The organism is Pseudoglutamicibacter albus (assembly GCF_031458175.1).
GTDB classification, from domain to species: Bacteria; Actinomycetota; Actinomycetes; order Actinomycetales; family Micrococcaceae; genus Pseudoglutamicibacter; species Pseudoglutamicibacter albus.
The window spans coordinates 796,262-815,564 of sequence record NZ_JAVDXX010000001.1 but is presented as its reverse complement, the minus strand read 5'-3'; the positions used below and the strand labels follow the sequence as shown (position 1 = coordinate 815,564).

Genomic DNA, 19,303 nt, shown 5'->3' with positions numbered 1-19,303 from the left:
CCGCAGCGGCAGCAAAATAGCCCCGGGAACACCGGGGAGCCGCCAGACTGCAGGCAGTTTGCCCAGCCGTCTTTGCTCACCACATAAAACGGAACGATGTCCTGACACATCCACCAAAAAAGCGGAACGATGAGGGTTAAGGGTCAGAATGTGTGTCTGGGGTTGGTGTTTTCGGCTGTGTTGGCGCGGGTTTCAGCGGATATATATGGCTGCTGGGCATATATCGGTGGTGTGAGCGTTCATTCCTCGGTGTGGTGCCCTTGATGTGCTACCGGCTAGTGGTGTGGTGGCTGGATGCCGAAGAACAGACCACGATGCCACTGCGGTGGCGATATGAAACGCAATGGCACCACCACACAAGGTAGGACAAGGTGGCGGTGCAAACTCTGTGGAGCCTCAAGCACCAAAACCCGGACTGACATCACCAAAGCAGCAGTGTTCAAGCAGTTCATCGCTCACTGCACCTCGACCCGTAGCTTGAAAGACACCGCACAACAGGCCGGGGTGAGCCCTTCGACGTTGAAGCGACGGTTTAGCTGGTGCTGGCTGGTTGAAGTACCCGACCCGATGATCAAACACGCCGGGACGATCTATGACCAGATCTTTATCGATGGAACCTACACCGGTGCCGGGTGTCTTATCGTGGCAGCCACCTTCGATCATGTCCTGGCCTGGCACTGGTGCAAGCGTGAAACCAGCCTGGACTACCAACGACTACTTCAACGTATCCCCGCACCAGTGATCGCTGTCATCGATGGAGGACAAGGAGCCGCCAGCGCTATCAAGAAATGCTGGCCTGCCACCGTGATCCAACGCTGCCTGGTGCATGCACAACGAGTTGTACGACGCTACACCACCTCACACCCGCGTACCGATGCGGGCAAAGCGATCTATCAACTAGCACGGAACCTGACCCGGATCACCACCCTGGATGAAGCAGCCACCTGGGCGAGGCAACTCCATGAATACGGCACCTTCTACCGGAGATGGCTCAACCAGAAAACCTTCACCACAGACCCAATCACCCAACAACGCCACTGGGCCTGGACACACCCGAACACCCGTAAGGCCTACAACAGCCTGCTACACCTATGGCGTAACAACCTCCTGTTCACCTACCTCAACCCACCGACCGAACTACAGCACCGGCACCGCATCAAATCCACCACCAACAGCCTTGAAGGCGCGATCAACGCCGAACTGAAACTGCTCACCCGCACCCACCGCGGCAGAACCGGAGAACACCAACGAAAAATGCTGGAATGGTGGCTCTACCAGAAAACAGAACTGCCTGACGATCCAACAGAAATCGCCAGGCAGTCCAACTGGGGCCAAAACCAACTCGCCAAAGTACCAGCCCTGACCCACAACAAGAACCAAGCCGACCAGGGTTAAGGGTCAGAATGTGTGTCTGGGGTTGGTGTTTTCGGCTGTGTTGGCGCGGGTTTCAGCGGATATATATGGCTGCTGGGCATATATCGGTGGTGTGAGCGTTCATTCCTCGGTGTGGTGCCCTTGATGTGCTACCGGCTAGTGGTGTGGTGGCTGGATGCCGAAGAACAGACCACGATGCCACTGCGGTGGCGATATGAAACGCAATGGCACCACCACACAAGGTAGGACAAGGTGGCGGTGCAAACTCTGTGGAGCCTCAAGCACCAAAACCCGGACTGACATCACCAAAGCAGCAGTGTTCAAGCAGTTCATCGCTCACTGCACCTCGACCCGTAGCTTGAAAGACACCGCACAACAGGCCGGGGTGAGCCCTTCGACGTTGAAGCGACGGTTTAGCTGGTGCTGGCTGGTTGAAGTACCCGACCCGATGATCAAACACGCCGGGACGATCTATGACCAGATCTTTATCGATGGAACCTACACCGGTGCCGGGTGTCTTATCGTGGCAGCCACCTTCGATCATGTCCTGGCCTGGCACTGGTGCAAGCGTGAAACCAGCCTGGACTACCAACGACTACTTCAACGTATCCCCGCACCAGTGATCGCTGTCATCGATGGAGGACAAGGAGCCGCCAGCGCTATCAAGAAATGCTGGCCTGCCACCGTGATCCAACGCTGCCTGGTGCATGCACAACGAGTTGTACGACGCTACACCACCTCACACCCGCGTACCGATGCGGGCAAAGCGATCTATCAACTAGCACGGAACCTGACCCGGATCACCACCCTGGATGAAGCAGCCACCTGGGCGAGGCAACTCCATGAATACGGCACCTTCTACCGGAGATGGCTCAACCAGAAAACCTTCACCACAGACCCAATCACCCAACAACGCCACTGGGCCTGGACACACCCGAACACCCGTAAGGCCTACAACAGCCTGCTACACCTATGGCGTAACAACCTCCTGTTCACCTACCTCAACCCACCGACCGAACTACAGCACCGGCACCGCATCAAATCCACCACCAACAGCCTTGAAGGCGCGATCAACGCCGAACTGAAACTGCTCACCCGCACCCACCGCGGCAGAACCGGAGAACACCAACGAAAAATGCTGGAATGGTGGCTCTACCAGAAAACAGAACTGCCTGACGATCCAACAGAAATCGCCAGGCAGTCCAACTGGGGCCAAAACCAACTCGCCAAAGTACCAGCCCTGACCCACAACAAGAACCAAGCCGACCACCAAACAGGACGACCAGCCCTCTACGACAACGCTATCGACACCACCTACACACACTCAATCGGCATCCAAAAAGGCCACATCTAACCCCCGCAACACACCCAAACCAGACACACATTTTGACCCTTAACCCAACGATGACGCGACACTTCAAAGCTCCTAGGCATAAAAAATGTCGGGACATCGTGTGAACGATGTCCCGACACATAACAAACGTGCGCGGAGGGGGACTTGAACCCCCACCCTCTTATGCGAGGACTAGCACCTCAAGCTAGCGCGTCTACCTATTCCGCCACCCGCGCGAGCGGCTTTGGCCAGTCCCTTGTGTTGTACTGACCGAAGACAACAGGAAAGACTCTACACAGTGATTTCGAGAATGCCAAAACGAGGGGACCTCTATGTGTCACGTGGATGACCTGCCAGCTACCCCACATGAACTGCTGGCTCTAGAATGAAAGCCGTTCCATGGGCTTATTTGCTGGCTTTAAGCGAGCTAGATTCCGCTCGTGTCCCTGTTTGGTTTGTTCCCGTATTCCGCCTGGAGTGTGACTAAATGCACGTTGCTGTGATCAGTATGCACACCTCGCCGCGTGCAACAGCGGGTGGAGGGGACGCCGGTGGTCTCAATGTTTTCGTCGATCAGACGTCGCGTGCCCTCGCGGCCGCCGGCGTGAGCGTCGATGTTTTCACACGAGGTAAGCCGGGAAGCATCGAAGTGACCCCTGGCTACCGTGTCCACACCCTACCGGCTGGGCCAGCCGACGCTTCGAAGGAAGACCTACCCCAATACACGGATGAGTTCGCGCAACAGTTATCTCAGCATCCAGCTTTTATTGCCGCAGATGTGGTTCACGCCCACTATTGGCTCTCAGCCGACGCCGCCCTCAAAGCCGCTCACGGCAAGCCGGTTATCGTAACCTTTCACACCACCGCCGCGCGGAAGCGGCATCACGGCCACATCCGGAATACTGTGGAAACCTTTCGTGAGCAGACGGAACAGCGCATCGCCGCCGAAGCGTACGGGCTCACAGCTAATACCGTGACAGACCGGGCGGAGCTCAGTGACGACCTACGGGTCCAGCTTGAGAAGATCACGATCGTCCGTCCCGGGATCGACCGCAGCGTGTTCCACCCAGAAGGACCTACGGCTTCCTGGCCAGTAGAGCCCGGAGCACACCGGAGCGGGCTCAAGATGTTGTTCGCTGGCAGGTTCCAGGACTATAAGGGCCCGGATGTCGCGCTAGATACCCTGGCTGCGCTGAAAGATGCGGGGTGTGAAGCGAGCCTGGTCATGATCGGGGATCAGTCTGGGCCTGGTTCGATGGACCTAGCGGCACGGGCACGCGCGAGAGGCGTCGAGGATCGGGTTGCGTTCAAACCCCCGATGCCCCAGGATCTTCTCGCGTTAATGTACAGGGCCGCTGATGTTGTTGTGGTGCCGTCTCGCCACGAGACGTTCGGTCTTGTAGCTGCCGAGGCACTGGCTTCCGGTACCCCTGTTGTAGGGCATGCCGCGGGTGGCTTACTTGATTTGATTGACGACGGCGTTGACGGCTTGCTGATTCACTCACGTGATCCACATGAGTGGGCACGCACGTTGGCGCCTTGGGCGAAGGGCGGTGTCCCCCACGAGGTAGCGCTCGCGGCCGCAGATCACGGCCGGCACTTCTCGTGGGAGTCCACCGCCTCAACGCTTCTGGGTCTCTACCGTCAGGCGGCTACACACCCAAGGGGCGCACGTACCCTGTGAAGTGGATCCGCGGCTTCTTCCGGGTACTGAACCCGGTGAAGCCAACAAGCCCCTCAACTTCATCTCCCGCGTTTCCCTCACCAAAATCTGCGTTCTTCACCGCAGTCTGGTTGAAGCTGATGCGGGATGGGATCGGAGCGGGCGCACCGAATTCGATGTGCCACTCATAGCCGCCGCAAGCAGTTGCATCAGCCGGTTCAACGGCAGCCAGCGCGTGCGCTGCGAGGTCCGCGCCGTGAACGATCGCGGTTTTCATACCCAACAGTTTCGCGCTCACGTTGGAGAGGTGGATCGGGTTGTAATCCCCCAGGATCCCGGCCCACCTACGGCCCTCCCCCGGAGCAAAGCTCCATTGAGCGTTCATCGGTGGAAGGTCAGGCGCTTCCCGCTCAGGCCGTTCGGGCTTCTGCACGCCCTCGAGGGTGACCCCCTTAGCGAGGAACACACCCGTCCCCGTCCAGACCACGTCGCCGCCGTCATCGAGCACACGCGTTTCGATTTCGCACGCCACACCGGCGTGATGCGCATCGAGTGAAAGCGGCCGGACCTCGAAAGTGAGCTTCTCCCCTGGCACGATGGTGCGGTGATGCTCAACCGTGTTGGTCAAGTGGATCATCCCGAGCATCGGCAACGGGAACTCCGGCTGCCGCATGAGCTCGATCAGCAACGGAAACGCTGTACCGAACACCACGATGCTCGGCACGGAATCCCTAGTGGGCGCCCCAACGTGACGGTTGACAGCGTTGACGGTTTCCCGGGATATCGTGACCCCACGCACGCCGAGCCCATCACTCGGGAGGCTACCTGCAGCGACCTTCTTTGGCCGCTTCTTAAGCGCCTCGGTACCCGCTTGCGCATAGATCTTCCCCAGGCTTGGTAGCGCGTCGAGATAACGGATGGACATACTCACGCTCCGATCAGGCTCTGGCCACATACACGCAAGGTTTGGCCGTTGACACCACCCGCGCCGTCGGATGCGAGGAAGCTGATCGCTTCGGCAACATCCACGGGCAGGCCGCCCTGTTGAAGGCTTGGCATCACGAGCCGGCCCACCACACGTGGGCCGAGTGGGATCTTGGCTGTCATGTCAGTTTCGATGAAGCCCGGAGCGACCGCGTTGATCGAGCCACCGTGGGCCGCGAACCTCTCGGCTTCAGCCGCAACCATCGCGATCACGCCAGCTTTCGATGCTGCATAGTTGGTTTGGCCTCGGTTACCGGCAATACCGGAGGTTGAGGCGAGTGTCACTACACGCAGGCCTTCGAGCCCCGCGTCCTGGAACTGCTTGTTCATGCGTAACTGGGATTCCAGGTTCACTGCCATGACGCTGTTCCAACGTGACTCATCCATGTTGGCGAGCAACTTATCGCGCGTGATGCCCGCGTTATGGATCACGATGTCGAGGCCGCCGTGTAGCTGGCGTGCATGCTCGATAATGCGCTCGCCAGCGTCTACAGCCGTGACGTCGAGCTGGAGCGCGGTTCCCTTGATCTCGTTGGCCACTGTGGTGAGCGATTCGGATGCCCCTGGCATGTCGATCGCGATGACGCGTGCGCCGTCGCGAGCCAAAACCTTAGCGATCGCGGCGCCGATGCCACGGGCCGCACCGGTGACGGCTGCGACTTTACCTTCTAGTGGTTTCTCCGGGTTCTCTGGCAGTGTTCCATCGGCACTGCTGACTTCGATGAATTGGCCGTCAACGTAAGCCGAGCGACCCGAGAGTAAGAAACGCAGCGCCGCCTGGACGCTCGTTGCATCCACATCGACGGAATTATCTAACACGATGCCGTTGCCGGTCGATCCCCAACGGAGCTCGCGAGCGAGCGAACGCATCATGCCGGTTACGGCACCGCGGGCGCTAGCTTGGGCTGTGGATGTGGCTTGATCCGCTCGGCGCATGAGGGCCACAACACGGCCGGTGCGTGCGAGCTTCTTGACCAGCGGGGACGCGGTCATCGCTATACTGCTGAGCTCTTCTGGGGTATTGATTTCTTCGGTGCACAGGATGATGGCGCCGATCTCTCCGCGCACAGAATCAGGGTGGGTTGTGGCGTTGACACCCCACGTTCCGAGCAGATCGGCGATCCGTTGGACGCTTTTGCTCCGGGTTTCCAGTTGTGTTTCCACCCCGAGCACGACCGCCGTCCCAGGCACGAGCGGCGCACCTTCCTCAAAGCGGCGCAGCGTGGTTGGCCGGGGTAGCCCGAGCTTCTTGCTCAGGAATTTACCGAACCCTGCTTGGGTGAATTTCATGTACTGATCAGCCATATTAGAAAGCCTCCACGATAGCTACAGCGCCCTGGCCGCCTGCCGCGCACACGGATACGAGCGCGCGTGCCTTGTTGCCCTTGGCGTGAACCATCTTGGCGGCCGAGGCGATGATGCGCCCGCCGGTTGCAGCGAACGGGTGGCCGGCCGCCAGGGAGGATCCGTTGACGTTGAGCTTGGAACGGTCGATCGAACCGAGCGGGGCCTTCAAGCCGAGCTTGGTGGTGCAGAACTCTTCGTCTTCCCATGCCTTCAGGGTCGAGAGCACGGTACCGGCGAAGGCCTCATGAATCTCGTAGAAATCGAAGTCCTGAAGCGTGAGGCCGTTACGCTCGAGCATGCGCGGGACTGCGTAGGCAGGTGCCATGAGGAGGCCCTCTTCACCGCCAACGAAATCCACGGCACCGAGTTCGTAGTCAACGAGCTTGGCCAGCTTCGGAAGGCCCTTCTCATCAGCGTATTCAACCGAGCTCAACAGAACAGCTGATGCGCCGTCGGTCAGCGGGGTCGAGTTACCGGCGGTCATCGTTGGTTCCGATTTCAGGTTCTTGCCGTAGACGGTCTTGAGCTTCGCGAGCTTCTCAACCGTGGAATCCGGGCGCATGTTGTTATCGCGAGTGAGCCCCTGGAATCCGGTGATGAGGTCGTCGAAGAAGTTCTCATCGTAGGCTTTCGCGAGGTTGCGGTGGCTTGCAGCGGCAAGCTCGTCCTGGGCTTCGCGAGTAATTCCCCAGCGTTCGTTGGTGATCGCCTGGTGCTCACCCATCGACAAGCCGGTGCGCGGCTCGGCAGTGCCCGGTGCAACTGGCTTGAGGTGGGATGGACGGATCGATGCGATCGCCGCGAGCTTCTGCTTGACGGTCTTCGCTGTCGTGAGGCGCACCAGGATCTTACGTAGCCCGTCCGTGACAACGACCGGAGCGTCGGAAATGCTGTCCACCCCGCCTGCCACGCCGACGTCGATGCGGCCGTGAGCGATCTTGTCTGCTACGGAGCCGACGGCTTCAACGCCGGTCGCGCACGCCATCTGCACATCGTGGGCCGGCGTTGCCGGGTCAAGCTGGGAGCCCAGAACGACCTCGCGGGTCAAGTTGAAGTCCTTTGGGTGCTTCAGTACGGCACCAGCGGCCACGGCGCCAAGCCGTTCCCCTTGCAAACCAAAGCGGGCCACAAGGCCATCGAGGGCGGCGAGCATCATGTCTTTCTCAGACACATCGGCGTATGCGGTATAAGCGCGTGCGAACGGAATGCGGTTACCGCCAACAATCGCAACCTCACGAGGCGCAGATACACCTGGATTCTGCGGCTTAGGCTCAGCTTTACTTGCTACTTCTGCCTTGTTTGCCAGGATGTTTTCTGGGGACTTGTTCACGGACTTGTGTCCTCTCTAGTGGAGTCTCTATTCGAGCTTGAAGCTAACAGTGCCTCATGTGATTCAACCAATACTCAGCGTACCTGATACTATCGGTATCGTGAAACACATCACACAGTATTCAATGCGTTACAAGCGAGGCTGACCCATGCACAGCGATCAAGCCGAAGGCTCACTCGCCACACATGATGATGAGCACCGCACAGGTGATGAACACCAAGCTGATGAGCGCGAAGGCGACGGACGCGCAACACGTTGGGAAGACCACCGCAGGCAACGGCGAGAAGAACTCCTCATAGCCGCCCGCCGAGCCATCCACCACGGCGGTCCACAGCTATCGATGGACGAGATCGCAGCAGCCGCGCAAACATCCAAGTCCGTCTACTACCGATACTTCGGCGACAAAGACGGTCTACGTGCCGCGATTTCCCAAAAAATCATCACGCGTGTGAGGGCACACGTGATCGACGCTGGCCGCCGAGCCACCACACCCGAAGGCGGACTCACCGCGATGATCCGCGAATACCTTGACCAAGCACAAAGCTCCCCTGCGCTCTATGCGTTCGTGATGCACCCCGAAAACGCTGCCGGCGTCATGCCGACCAGCAGCTCGATCGACACCGATGTGGCGGCCAAAGCCCGCAACGACATCACATCGCTCATGACGTCCGGGCTACGCCAAATCACCCCGCATCACAGCAGCGAGCTCTTTGACACCCTCTGGGCTGAATCCGCGCTCGGATTCATCCTCTCCGCAGTTGACCACTGGCTGACCCACCAAAACGAAAACAGCACCCCAGCTGCACAACTAGCTCAGGCAATCAGTACGTGGCTCACCCACGGGGTCCTCTCCCCCATCGACATGGACAACCAAACCGAAACACCCGCCGCAGCACTAGGAAAGGCACACTGACCATGAGTAGCACCAGCATCAACGTAGACCGCTTGAATCAGTACCTCTTGGGCAGCTTTGCCGAAGCACGCACTGAAGCACGCGAACGCGTCAAAGACACACGTCTGCACAAGATCGAGGGTCAGGTCCTAGCTGACCAGCGCCAGCACGTTTTCAACAACCTCAAGATCCTGGTTGAACAAGACGCGATCTCCCGCGCGTTCCCAACCGAGCTCGGCGGCCGTGACGACCACGGCGGCAACATCTCTGCTTTCGAGGAGCTCGTCATCGCTGACCCTTCGATGCAGATCAAAGCCGGCGTTCAGTGGGGCCTGTTCGGCTCAGCCGTGCTGCACCTTGGGACCGAGGAACACCATCGTAAGTGGATCCCACAGATCATCAGCCTTGAGCTCCCCGGTGCGTTCGCGATGACCGAGGCTGGCCACGGCTCAGACGTTGCAAGCATCGGCACCACCGCAACCTATGACGAAGATGCCGAAGAGTTCGTGATCCACACCCCGTTCCGGGCGGCTTGGAAGGACTACCTCGGTAACGCAGCTCTGCACGGCCGTGCAGCCACCGTCTTCGCTCAGCTAATCACCAAGGGTGTCAACCACGGTGTGCACTGTTTCATGGTTCCGATCCGCGATGAGGACGGCAACCTGCTTCCAGGCGTTGGCGCAGAAGACGATGGCGTCAAGGGCGGCCTCAACGGCATCGACAACGGCATGCTGCACTTCACGAACGTGCGCATTCCACGCACCAACCTGCTGAACCGTTACGGCGACGTCGCGACTGACGGCACGTATTCTTCAAGCATCGATTCCCCGGGGCGCCGCTTCTTCACGATGATCTCAACCCTGGTTCAGGGCCGAGTGTCTCTCGATGGCGCTTCGATCGCCGCGTCCAAGGTCGGCTTGGGTATTGCGGTGACGTACGCGAATCAGCGCCGCCAGTTCGCTGCCGCCGGCAACCGCGAGCAGCTGCTGCTGGATTATGGCCGCCATCAGCGCCGCTTGATCCCTCTTCTGGCCAAGGCTTATGCCGGAACGTTCGCCCACGATGAGCTGCTACTCAAGTTCGATGCGGTGTTCTCCGGCCGCGAAGACAACGACGAAGCCCGTCAGGACCTCGAAACGTTGGCTGCGGCGTTGAAACCGGTCAGCACATGGGATGCGATGGATACACTGCAAGAATGCCGCGAAGCATGCGGTGGCGCGGGGTTCATGGCCGAGAACCGATTGACCTCCCTGCGCGCAGACCTGGATATTTACACGACATTCGAAGGCGATAACAACGTTCTGCTTCAGTTGGTGGGCAAGCGCCTACTGACCGAATTCGCCGGCCAGCTCAAGGGTATGGAGCCGCTGGGCTTGGCGACCTTCGCCGCGAAGTCTCTCGCGGAGAACTTCTATTCACATTCCGGTTTGCGCAACGTTGTTCAGGATGCCCTGGATACCGCATCAGAGCGCCGCACAGCTAAGAACCTCAAGGATCCGCAGGTTCAGCACGCATTGCTCTCAGCACGCGTTCGCATGGCTGTCGAAGAGATCGCGAAAGCGCTCAACGCGGTACGCAAAGCCTCCCCTGGCGATCAAGCCGATGTTTTCAACCAGCATCAGAACAGCCTCGTGCTTGCTTCCAAGGCTCACGCCCGCTTGCTTCAGTGGGAGGCATTCACTCGCGCGATCGAGGCGTTCGAAGAAAAGCACGGCGATTCGTGGGACGGCACCGCGCAGGTTCTGACGTGGGTACGCGATGTTTTTGCGCTCACCGTGATCGAGGAGGAGCTCGGCTGGTACATGATGCACGGCCTCATTTCTCCTCACCGCGGCCGCACTTTGACCGAGTACCTGGATCGTCTGATCACCCGTCTGCGCCCGCACGCCCAGGATCTGGTTGATGCGTTCGGTTACACACAAGAGCACTACCGCGCACCGATCTCTTCTGGCCGCGAGCAGGAACGTCAGGACGAAGCACACGCCTACTACGAGAAGCTGCGCAAGGACCCGGACGCCCCGGTGTCAGAGAAAACGCTGCGCGCTAAAGAAAAAGCCGCCAAGTAAGGCCACGCTGGGCCGAACTAAGTCAGCCAGCTAAAGCCGCTGTTGGCCTGTGCCGATGGGTACAGGCCAACAGCGGTTAAAGCTGGTTAAGGGTCTGCACGCTAATGATGTTTGAATATTCACATGAGTAATCTGCGTGCTTCCAACGAAAATCTGTCCCGCAACGACGCGCAGCAACGTTCGCGCACCGTGCAAGCCCACACGTACCAGTTGCATCTTGACTTCATGAGCGCGGTGAGTGAGAACCCCACACACTTTGGGCTCACAACCACCTTGCAGTTCACAGCAGTTGTCGGTTCTGAAACGTTCCTCGACTACGTCGACGGGATCGTTGAGCAGATTACCCTCAACGGCCGTGAGGTTCCGGTCAATGATGCTGTCGATGGGGCACGCATCTACCTGCGCGACCTTGAAGCCGAGAACACGGTGACGATCCGTTCGAAATCCACCTACTCGCGCTCGGGTGAAGGCGTCCACTACTTCAAAGACCCAACCGATGGCCAGGTCTACCTGTACTCCCAGAATGAGCCAGCAGACTGCCGCCGCATCTATCCGTGCTTTGACCAGCCGGATCAGAAGGCCCGCTTCAGCGTATCCATCACCGCGCCAAGCGACTGGCATGCGGATGCTAACGGTGCGCTCGAGGCAACCGAGGATCACGGCGACGGTAGCGCGACCCGCTCCTTCACCACAACCGAGCCGATGTCGACCTACATCACCACATTCCTCGCTGGACCGTACGCAACGTGGCAGGACCACTACAACGGGACCACCGCGTCGGGCGTTGAAGTCTCTGTTCCGTTGCAGTTGGCGTGCCGCGCGTCCATCGCTGAACACCTGGACCACGAGGAACTGTTCACGCTGACCAAGCAGGGGCTGGACTGGTTCCATACCCACTTCGACTACGCATACCCGTGGGGTGACTATCACCAGGTGTTCGTACCGGAATACAACCTCGGCGCGATGGAGAACCCGGGCCTGGTGACGTTCACGGAAGCCTATGTTTTCACCTCGGCACCGACGTTGGCGCAGCACGAGGGACGCGCGAACACGATCATGCACGAGATGTCACACATGTGGTTCGGTGACCTCGTGACGATGACGTGGTGGGATGATCTGTGGCTCAAGGAGTCCTTCGCGGACTACATCGGAACGCTCGTGGTCGATGAAGCGACCGATTTCACGACCGCCTGGACGACGTTCGCCTCGCGCCGCAAGGGCTGGGCCTACACGCAGGACCAGTACCCGACGACCCACCCGATCATGGCCGACATCGTGGACCTTGAAGCCGCGGATCAGAACTTCGATGGCATCACGTACGCTAAGGGCGCCTCGGTCCTGAAGCAGCTGGCCGCGTATGTGGGTCAGGATGCGTTCCTGCAGGCATCGCGCACATACTTCCAGCGCCACGCGTGGGGCAACACGACCCTGGATGATTTCCTGGTGATCCTTTCCGAGGCCTCCGGCCGCGACATGCAGGCGTGGGCTGAGGCGTGGCTCAACACGTCCGGGCCGTCGAGCCTGTGGGTTGAAACCGACACGGATGCCGATGGTGTTGTCACCTCCGCTGTGGTGAAGCAGCAGGGAACGGACCCGGTGACGGGCAAGGAGGTGGTGCGTCCGCAGGTGCTCAAGGTTGGCTTGTTCGAGGCTGGCGACGCCGCTGATGCTGATGCGGTTGAGCAGGCTGCCGAACCTGCACGTCTGGTTGAGGCGTTCGAGGTTCGCCTTGAGGGTGAGTCCGCACCAGTTCCTGAGTTGGTGGGCCGCACCTTGGTTGCGGGCCGTAGCGCCGTGTTGCCGAACCAGGGTGACCTGACGTATGCGAAGGTCCGCCTGGAGGGCGCTTCGCTTGATGTCGCCTTGACGGTTGGTTTGGATTCCGAACTGGACCGTGCAACCGCGCTGGCTGCCGCATGGAACATGACCCGTGACGGCGACCTGCCTGCCGAGCGTTTCATCGATGGCGTGGTCGCGAACTCCGCGTTGATCGAGGACTCCGGCGTTTTGGCTACCGTACTGGGGCAGGCGGGTATCGCTGTTCGCGGCTACACGACCAAGGACCAGCGCGCCGAGATCGCACAGCGGTGGCTCACGTTCTTGCTGACTCAGGTTCTTGAAGAAGAGGTCGGCTCTGACCGCCGCCTCGTATTCACTCGTTCGCTGCTCTACACGGCTGCTCGGGTTGCTGAGCTTCCGGAGGGGCTACTCGATGTGGTTGAGTCCTGGCTTCAGGACAAAGAGACCCTGGGCGAAGAGCTGACGTGGGCCTCGCTGACAGTGATCGCCGCGCACGGCCGCGCTACCGCTGAAGACATCGAGGCTGAACACCGCCGCAAGCCAACTCAGGATGCGGCGTGCGGTTTGCGTGAGGCACTTGCTGCCCGCCCGGATGCCGAGGTCAAGAAGGAGATCCGCGCGAACGTGTACGTAGGCAAAGAATCCGACGGCACGGTTCTATCCAACGACTACCTGCAGGCCTACGCTGATGGTCTGGGCATCGATCCGGCCGGCAAAGATCAGCCCGAGCCAGCTGAGTACTGGGAGCGGATCGAGAGCGTGTGGGCTTCGATGTCGCAGGGGCAAGCGACCCGTGTTGTTGAGGGCCTATTCCCTGCCGCGGTTGAATTGGCCGATGGCGACCTCAAGTCCAACCCTGAGATTCAGCGTGCACGTAGGTGGCTTGATGGATCCACGGACGCGCCAGCTGCGTTGCGTCGCCTCGTACTCGAAGAGCTCGACGATGCTGAGCGTCGCCTAGCCGCGCAAGCAGCTAGCTCGAAGGCATAGAAAAACAGAGGCTTAGCACAGCCTCTCTCACATAAAAATAGTGGGCACGTCACCAAGAGCTTGGCGACGTGCCCACTATTTTACTGCTTCCTTCACTGGCCGAAAATGCTTACTGGGTTCCTGGCTGGGTTCCCGACTGGTCGATTAGCTCGGAGCAATCTCCATCAAGGAGGCTTTCAAGCTCCTGGTCCGCTTGGAGTGCCGCCTTGTCAGCGTTGGTCAGCGCGGTCTTGATCTCTTCGCCGTTAGCTGGCCAATAACCGGCTTCTTCTGCCTGTTTGAGGTTGTTGTGCCCGGCCTGTGCTGCATCGCGGGCTTCACCGTTAATGTTGCGGGCCGACTGAAGTGGCTTCACGACCCCCGAGAGATCAGTCAGCTTGTCGTTGTATGCATCGGTGGTTTCAGCTACCGCATCAGCGGCTTTCTTTTCCGCCTCCTTGGCTTCGTCACCTGAGATCTCTCCATTTTCTATCTTCTCAACGATCGCATCATAGGCCTGGATGGCCTCGTCACGGTCTGCTTGAGCCTTGGATACGGCCGCATTCAGGTCTTCGAGGCTTCCGTAATCCTCCTCCGCGATCTGCAGGGCCGAGGAGACCAATGTCTTGGCCTTGTCGCTCTTGTCATGAGAGAGCTCGATATTTTTCTTCAGGTCAGCCGAATAGTTGTTGGACTGGTAGTCCTCAGCGAGGAGTTTCTTCTCCGCTACATTGAGGTTGCCCAGCGTAGCTTCGATGTTCTGCTGGATAGATAGAGTCTGCGTGTTTGCTTCTGCAAAGCACGATGCGGCACTCGCGCCTTTCTCTGGCGCTACGGTGCTAGCTGGGCTGGCAGTGGCAGTTCCGCCAAGTGCGAGCCCTCCGATGAGTAGTCCGGTTGCGGTTGCTGTTGCAATATTCCTTACGGTCTTCATGCGAACCTCCAACATGATGCGTTGTCGCCATTGCTGGTTGTTTCTAGACGTACCGCGACGGTTCTCGTCCACGGCTCCTTATCCGGTTCTCTTGCAACACAGGCACGGGATGTTTGATTCTCGCTCTGCGGGAGCTATAAGTCCCCGGGGCCTGATATTTCTAACGGTAAGCACATGTAGAGGCCCGTGTAAAGAGGCTGCCCTCTACGGCAAACGAGCCGTCCACTCTGGATCCTGGAACTTCTGCTCGGCCAGGCTCCGCGCCTCCGCCAGTGTTTCCTCATCCAAGTGGACGCGCCGAGCCCCATACTTTCGCTCGAAGGCACTCATCATGACCTCAAGAATGTCTTCACGGGCAGTGTTGCCAGTCTGACGTTTCAGCGGGTCAACTCGTTTCTTCGCCGAAGCAATCCCCTTATCGGAGATCTTCTCCCGCCCAATGCGTAAGACCTCCATCATTTTCTCAGCGTCGATGTCATAACTCATCGTCACGTGATGCAGTAAGCCACCGCCAGCCAACCGTTTCTGGGCAGCGCCGCCGATCTTCCCTTGCTCGGTAGCAATGTCATTCAAAGGAACGTAGCGCGCCTCGACCCCCAGCTCGCTCAACGCTTCCATGACCCACGCATCCAAAAACGGATACGAGTCAGCGAAACTCATGCCATCAACCAAGGTCGCCGGCACAGTCAGCGAATAGGTCACACAGTTACCCGACTCCATGAACATGGCTCCACCGCCACTGATGCGACGCACCACAGTGACACCATGCCGCTCGGCTGCTTCAACATCGACTTCATTCGAAAGCGACTGGAAAGAACCGATCACTACTGCCGGCTCATTCCATTCCCACAAACGCAACGTAGGTTTACGCTTGCCTGCAGCCACCTGACGGGTCAAAACCTCATCGAGTGCCGTGTTCCACGAGATCGGATACGCGACCGGCTCAAGAATTTCCCACTCGTGATCAGCCCACGTTGTTGAATGGCCCAGGGCCCGGCGGACCGCCGTCGCAACCGCGTGAGCATCGAAACCGAACATGACCGCGTCCTCGCGCAGTCCAGCCTCAACCGCTTTAACCAACTTCGAGTGGCTTACATCTGCCGCCAGACCAGTGAGCGCATGATTGATGTCAGCTAACGCCTCATCAGGTTCCAGGAAAAAGTCGCCGTTGATCATCGCTTGCTCGATGCGTCCGCCATCAACTACAAGGTCGGCAACCACAAGTTTTCCACCTGGAACCTTATATTCGCCGTGGTGAGTAAAGGCTGGCCCACGATTGCTGTTCACGATGTTACTCATGCTTCTACCCTAACGCTGGCAAGCTAAATGGGGCTGACACCCGTAGGTGTCAGCCCCATTGAATGCGCGCTGCACAGTGTGCGCGCCGCAATGCTTGCGATGCAGAACTTAGCGCTTGCCGCCGAAGCCCTTGAAGCGCTGGTTGAAGCGCTCCACACGACCAGCGGAGTCCATGATGCGCTGCTTACCCGTGTAGAACGGGTGCGATGCCGCAGAGATTTCAACGTCAACAACCGGGTAGGTGTTGCCGTCCTCCCACTCGATGGTCTTATCGGAAGTCATGGTCGAGCGAGTCAAGTACTTCTCGCCGGAAGCCAGGTCACGGAAAACCACGGCCTCGTACGTTGGGTGAATTTCAGCCTTCATATATCTGCACCTTTAAAGATCTAGTGCGCCTGGATTTTGCCAGTCGCGATGGTTTCGGTGGCGTTCAGGCACGCGCACGTGCGTGAACAGCTTTTCAAGTCTACATGCTCAGCTGGCAGATAGCACACTCAATCTGAGCGCGTTGCCTATACGAAGAGTTTGATGAGCATCGTGACTACAGCCACCGAGCCGATCACCACAATGGTCCCGCGCAGGATCGTGGGGGACAGTTTGCGCCCCACTCGCCCACCGATCCAACCGCCTACGGTTGAGCCTGCCGCGACCATCAGAACCACGGGCCACGAAATCCTGTCCCAGGCAAACAAGAGATAGCTCAACGCAGCAACGATATTGACCGCCAAGGTCAGAACCACCTTGAGCGCATTGGATTGCTGCAAAGAGCCGAAAAGCATGACTCCGAAAATCGCGAACAGAATCACGCCCTGCGCCGCGGTGAAGAACCCCCCATAGATGCCCGTAAGGAATACGAGTACATACAGAAACGGTGACAACTGCTGATGATCAGGCGTACGCAACTGCGTTGAACCGGTACGGGCTTGAACTAGCGCAGAGAGCCGCGGCTGGAAGACAACCAAAAACAACGCGAACAGAATGAGGGCAGGTGCAACCCAATCGAACACGTCGTCAGGAACGTTCAAAAGTAACGCTGCACCGCACAACCCGCCCGCAACTGAGGCAGGCAGAAGCCGCAGAAACGTACGCGGAACAGTCTTCAGCTCTTCGCGGTAACCATAAGCGCCAGAAAACCCGCCGGCCACCAGCCCCATCGCGTTAGAAACCACCGCATTCACGGGGTTCATACCCATCGACACCAAAACAGGGAACGTCACCAACGTGCCCGAACCCACAACCGTGTTGATGGTTCCAGCCCATAAGCCAGATAGAAAGATCAGCCCTAGCTGCCAGAGTTCCCACTCACCCACAGGAGCCGGACCTTCTAGCGTGCAAACGCGCTATAGCGGCCCTGCTCGGTCCGGGTCAGCTTAACGTCCACGCTGAACGTCTTCTTCAGGTTCTCTTCGGTCAGCGTGTCTTCGATCGAGCCCTTCGCCGTAACCTCGCCGTCTTTGAGCATCAAAACATGCGTGAAACCAGGAGGGATCTCTTCAAGGTGATGCGTCACCAAGATCAGGGCAGGCGCGTACGGGCTATGCGCGAGCTCGGACATACGCGAGACTAGATCTTCACGCCCGCCCAGGTCCAAACCATTCGCTGGTTCATCCAGCAGCATCAGCTCAGGGTCAGTCATGAGGGCACGGGCAATGAGAACGCGTGCCTTTTCGCCGCCAGACAACGTGGCAAACCTGCGTGACATCAATGTCCCGGCACCCCAGTCCTGCAATAGCTGGAAGGCGCGGCGCTCATCGTCCTTATCGTATTTTTCACGCCAACGGCCCGTCATACCGTAAGCAGCAGAAACCACCAGATCCAGGGCCTGCTCGCGCTCCCGCACCATCGACGCAACCGAGCTCGATGCCAATCCGATCGATGGCCGCAGATCCGCAACGTTAACGCGCCCCAAACGCTCACCCAGAATGTCCACTGTGCCGGCGGAAGGGAACATCTGCGTTGCTGCGATTTTCATCAACGTCGTTTTACCTGCGCCGTTCGGACCCAACACAACCCACCGTTGGTCTTCGCTCACCTGCCAATTAACGTCTTTAAGCAGGTACTTCCGGCCGCGCCACAGGCTGACATCTTCCAGGTTCAAAACGGAGCTCATGCACACCACTTTAGGACACATCGGCGTCATTCTTATGCCACAGATAGACAACTAGTGCCCAAGATTCGAAACAATGCCATCATGAGCATTCCACTCTCAGCCTCCCCCACCGTGATTGTCGTCGCGCCACAAGGCTTTCTCGCTTCCGCACGCAGGCAGGTTGCTGACCTTTTGGGGTCACTCATAGTCCAGGAGAAGCCGGCGCCTCGAACCGCACCTGATCTTGGCGCTGCTGCCTGGACGTTGGCCTCCAACAATGCGGTAACTGTTGCGCGCACACGCTTGCGGGACTGGGTTATCACTGACGGCCCGGTACAGACTACCGACACCGAGGCCCCGGACAGGGAGACCGCGGACACCGAACGCGCATGGGCCGCGTGGACGAGCGAACAGATGGCCGCATGGAACGAGCCAGCCGGGGCGATCGTGACCGACGTCGATTCAACACTGATCGAACAAGAAGTGATCGAAATGCTCGCCGCCCACATCGGCCTTGAAGAACAGGTCGCCGCAGTCACCGAACGCGCCATGCGCGGCGAACTCGACTTTGAACAGAGCCTGCGCGAACGAGTCGCGGTACTCAAGGGGCTAGACGCCCAGACCATCGAGGACGTCTCAGAGAAAACTACGCCAACAGCGGGCGCACAACTCTTGATCGAAACCGCTCATGCACGCGGCTGGAAAGCCTATGCGGTATCCGGCGGGTTCCAACAAATCCTCGACCCGCTCGCCGCCAGACTCAACCTTGACGGAGCCATAGCTAACCACCTCGAAGTCAACGATGCCGAACTCACCGGCCGCGTGACAGGGCCGATTATCGACCGCCAGGCGAAAGCCAAGCATCGTGCACAATGGACATCGAACAACCAGTTGCCTTCGCTCGGGCTCGGAGACGGCGCGAATGACATCGACCTCCTCACAACCGCAACCGGCGGTCTCGGGCTGCAACCCAAGCCAGCCCTCAAAGCCGTCGCTGACGGCACCCTCTCGCTCCGCCGGCTTGACGCCGTAGCCGCGCTGCTTGGCTGGGACGTTGCCACCGAGCAGCAACACTAAGACGCAGGCAACATCACGAGTACAGCACGAGAGGTACACCACAGCTGTTGACCGCAAGCCCGCTCAAGAAACCTTGTGAAAAGACTTAGAATATTGGGAGGCTTTCAACAGTATTCCAACAGGCGCATGCGCCCGTGTGCAGCACA

Annotated in this window: 14 protein-coding genes, 1 tRNA gene and 1 pseudogene; 7 read left to right on the top strand and 9 right to left on the bottom strand. The window is 59.0% G+C overall.

Going from position 1 to position 19,303, the window contains the following annotated elements; translation table 11 throughout:
* Positions 1-294: 294 nt before the first annotated feature.
* Both J2S67_RS03555 and J2S67_RS03550 read left to right on the top strand, forming a co-directional pair.
* A pseudogene (locus J2S67_RS03555) lies at positions 295-1,386 on the top strand (IS1249 family transposase); the annotation flags it as partial.
* A 163-nt stretch (positions 1,387-1,549) separates the two neighbouring features.
* Entirely contained in the window at positions 1,550-2,728 is a 1,179-nt protein-coding gene (locus J2S67_RS03550) for an IS1249 family transposase (protein ID WP_310245177.1), read from the top strand.
* Between the two features lie 129 nt (positions 2,729-2,857).
* Here the strand turns inward: J2S67_RS03550 and J2S67_RS03545 are convergent.
* Positions 2,858-2,943, bottom strand: a tRNA-Leu gene (locus J2S67_RS03545).
* 251 nt (positions 2,944-3,194) lie between these two features.
* Between J2S67_RS03545 and J2S67_RS03540 the strand changes: the two genes are divergently transcribed.
* Positions 3,195-4,391 carry a glycosyltransferase gene (locus J2S67_RS03540; RefSeq protein ID WP_310246370.1) on the top strand — a complete coding sequence of 399 codons (1,197 nt, stop codon included), beginning with the start codon at positions 3,195-3,197 and terminating at the stop codon, positions 4,389-4,391.
* On the opposite strand, the gene J2S67_RS03535 is transcribed toward J2S67_RS03540, so the two are convergent.
* From J2S67_RS03535 to J2S67_RS03525, 3 genes are read right to left on the bottom strand one after another with little or no spacing between them, the layout of a single operon-like run.
* A complete protein-coding gene (locus J2S67_RS03535; protein ID WP_310246367.1) occupies positions 4,360-5,295 on the bottom strand; it encodes a MaoC/PaaZ C-terminal domain-containing protein in 936 nt (311 codons plus the stop codon). The genes J2S67_RS03540 and J2S67_RS03535 overlap by 32 nt on opposite strands.
* A 2-nt stretch (positions 5,296-5,297) precedes the next feature.
* Positions 5,298-6,659 carry a 3-oxoacyl-ACP reductase gene (locus tag J2S67_RS03530; RefSeq protein ID WP_310246364.1) on the bottom strand — a complete coding sequence of 454 codons (1,362 nt, stop codon included), beginning with the start codon at positions 6,657-6,659 and terminating at the stop codon, positions 5,298-5,300.
* A 1-nt stretch (position 6,660) separates the two neighbouring features.
* Complete coding sequence (locus tag J2S67_RS03525; RefSeq protein ID WP_310246362.1) at positions 6,661-8,031, bottom strand: acetyl-CoA C-acetyltransferase; 1,371 nt, start codon at positions 8,029-8,031, stop codon at positions 6,661-6,663.
* Between the two features lie 148 nt (positions 8,032-8,179).
* On the opposite strand from J2S67_RS03525, the gene J2S67_RS03520 reads away from it, so the two are divergent.
* The 3 genes from J2S67_RS03520 to pepN all read left to right on the top strand — a co-directional run bounded on the left by J2S67_RS03520 (position 8,180) and on the right by pepN (position 13,779).
* Complete coding sequence (locus J2S67_RS03520; protein ID WP_310246360.1) at positions 8,180-8,944, top strand: TetR/AcrR family transcriptional regulator; 765 nt, start codon at positions 8,180-8,182, stop codon at positions 8,942-8,944.
* A 2-nt stretch (positions 8,945-8,946) separates the two neighbouring features.
* Entirely contained in the window at positions 8,947-10,989 is a 2,043-nt protein-coding gene (locus J2S67_RS03515; protein ID WP_035755671.1) for an acyl-CoA dehydrogenase family protein, read from the top strand.
* A gap of 123 nt (positions 10,990-11,112) precedes the next feature.
* Positions 11,113-13,779 carry an aminopeptidase N gene (gene pepN, locus J2S67_RS03510; RefSeq protein ID WP_310246355.1) on the top strand — a complete coding sequence of 889 codons (2,667 nt, stop codon included), beginning with the start codon at positions 11,113-11,115 and terminating at the stop codon, positions 13,777-13,779.
* A gap of 109 nt (positions 13,780-13,888) precedes the next feature.
* Here pepN and J2S67_RS03505 read toward each other — a convergent pair whose 3' ends face one another.
* The 5 genes from J2S67_RS03505 to J2S67_RS03485 form a co-directional block, all read right to left on the bottom strand.
* Positions 13,889-14,692, bottom strand: coding sequence for a hypothetical protein (locus J2S67_RS03505; RefSeq protein WP_310246352.1), 804 nt, complete (start codon positions 14,690-14,692; stop codon positions 13,889-13,891).
* Between the two features lie 204 nt (positions 14,693-14,896).
* Positions 14,897-15,991 (bottom strand): lipoyl protein ligase domain-containing protein, encoded by a 1,095-nt coding sequence (locus J2S67_RS03500; protein ID WP_070490623.1) that lies wholly within the window; start codon positions 15,989-15,991, stop codon positions 14,897-14,899.
* 108 nt (positions 15,992-16,099) lie between these two features.
* Entirely contained in the window at positions 16,100-16,357 is a 258-nt protein-coding gene (locus J2S67_RS03495; RefSeq protein WP_035755666.1) for a type B 50S ribosomal protein L31, read from the bottom strand.
* A 146-nt stretch (positions 16,358-16,503) separates the two neighbouring features.
* The gene (locus tag J2S67_RS03490) at positions 16,504-17,301 is read right to left on the bottom strand and encodes a sulfite exporter TauE/SafE family protein (protein ID WP_239446885.1); all 798 of its coding nucleotides are present in this window, start codon (positions 17,299-17,301) and stop codon (positions 16,504-16,506) included.
* 14 nt (positions 17,302-17,315) lie between these two features.
* Complete coding sequence (locus J2S67_RS03485; protein ID WP_310246345.1) at positions 17,316-18,101, bottom strand: ABC transporter ATP-binding protein; 786 nt, start codon at positions 18,099-18,101, stop codon at positions 17,316-17,318.
* An 81-nt stretch (positions 18,102-18,182) separates the two neighbouring features.
* On the opposite strand from J2S67_RS03485, the gene serB reads away from it, so the two are divergent.
* The gene (gene serB, locus J2S67_RS03480; protein ID WP_310246343.1) at positions 18,183-19,157 is read left to right on the top strand and encodes a phosphoserine phosphatase SerB; all 975 of its coding nucleotides are present in this window, start codon (positions 18,183-18,185) and stop codon (positions 19,155-19,157) included.
* The last annotated feature ends 146 nt before the right edge of the window (positions 19,158-19,303 follow it).